This is a genomic window from Parafrankia sp. BMG5.11 (assembly GCF_004337455.1).
In genome coordinates, this window is record NZ_SJXI01000206.1 from 1 (window position 1) to 1,503 (window position 1,503).

At 65.9% G+C, this 1,503-nt stretch carries 2 protein-coding genes; both read left to right on the top strand.

Annotated features, from left to right (window positions below; translation table 11 throughout):
• Nucleotides 1-1,158, top strand: a 1,158-nt coding sequence (locus tag E0504_RS49915; protein WP_131628140.1) for an SRPBCC family protein, incomplete at its 5' end; no start/stop codon positions are given.
• Between the two features lie 39 nt (nucleotides 1,159-1,197).
• Nucleotides 1,198-1,503, top strand: a 306-nt coding sequence (locus E0504_RS49920; RefSeq protein WP_131628142.1) for an FAD-binding protein, incomplete at its 3' end; no start/stop codon positions are given.

The window sequence follows — 1,503 nt, forward strand, 5'->3', positions numbered from 1 at the left end:
TTCGTCGAGTACGAGATCTGCGACCAGTCGATCCTGGTGGTGCGGCAGCCCGATCTTTCGGTCAAGGCCTTCCACAACGCCTGCCGACACCGGGCTACCCAGCTGTGTTCGGGTTCCGGGCGGCTGCCCGGTGGGCAGATCGTGTGTCCGTTCCATGGCTGGCGGTGGAATCTCGACGGAAGTAACTCGTTCGTGTATGGCGCGGAGGGGTTCGCGCCGGAGATCCTGCGCCCGGAGGACATTCGGCTGCGGGAGTGCAGGGTCGACACGTGGGGTGCCTGCGTGTGGATCAACATGGATCCGGATGCCCGTCCGTTGCGGGAGGCGTTGGCGCCGGTAGCGGGGTTGCTGGACGCGGTGTGCGTGGAGAACATGCGGGTGTGGTGGTGGAAGGAGACGATCCTCAACGCGAACTGGAAGGTGGCTCAGGAGGCGTTCCACGAGGGTTACCACGTGATGGGGACGCATCCGCAGCTCACGTTCGGTCTGGGTGACGACTATCCGTTCGCGAATGTCGAGTACACCGCGTTCGAGAACGGCCACGGTCGTTTCCAGGGCCGGTTCGACCCGACCGCGGGCGGCGTCTCCCAGGGGCGTGGTGGGGAGGCGTTTCTGGAGCGGTCGCGGATCCTGTGGGAGGGGCAGGACGCGATGACCCTCGAACGTGACCTGAACGTCTTCCGGGGGATGCGTAACCGGGTTCCGCCCGGTGAGGACTTCCCGACGGCGGCGATCAAGGCGTTGTTCGACTACGCCGAGGGTGCTGGTATCCCGCTGCATCCGACACCGGAGGGTATGCGGATGTGGGGTGGCGGGGTTTTCCTGTTCCCGAACTTCCTCATGCTTCCCCAGTTCGGTAACGCGTTGTCGTACCGGGTCCGCCCCTACAACGACGACCCCGAGTGGTGCCGTTTCGAGGTGTGGTCGTTGACGATGTACCCGGAGGGGGAGGAGCCCGGCCGGGCGAAGCTGAAGGGCCGCTTCGCCTCCGACGACACCGAGAACTGGGGTCTGATCCCGCGTCAGGACTTCAGCAACATCGCAAGCCAGCAACGCGGCCTGCATTCGCGTAGCTACCGTGAGCACCGTCTCGCCACCGAGATGGAGCAGCTCATCAGCAACATGCACTCCGAACTCGACCGGTACCTCGCCGGCTGAGGCAGCGTACCGAAACCATCCACTCCCTGGAGGGGCACCGTGTCGAAGTCGGATGCCAGCTACGACCATGCCGTTGACGTCGTTGTCGTGGGCTCGGGCGGTGGTCTGTGCGGCGCCGTGGCCGCGGCGGCGAGCGGCCTGGACACGCTGGTGATCGAGAAGCAGTCGATGATCGGCGGGTCCACGGCCATGTCAGGCGGCGTGCTGTGGCTGCCGGACAACCCGCTCATGCAGGCCGACGGCGTTCCCGACTCCCTTGAGGACGCGCTGGCGTACTTCGAGTCGGTGGTCGGGGACGTAGGACCCGCCTCGTCGCGGGAGCGGCGGCTCGCCTACATCGACGAA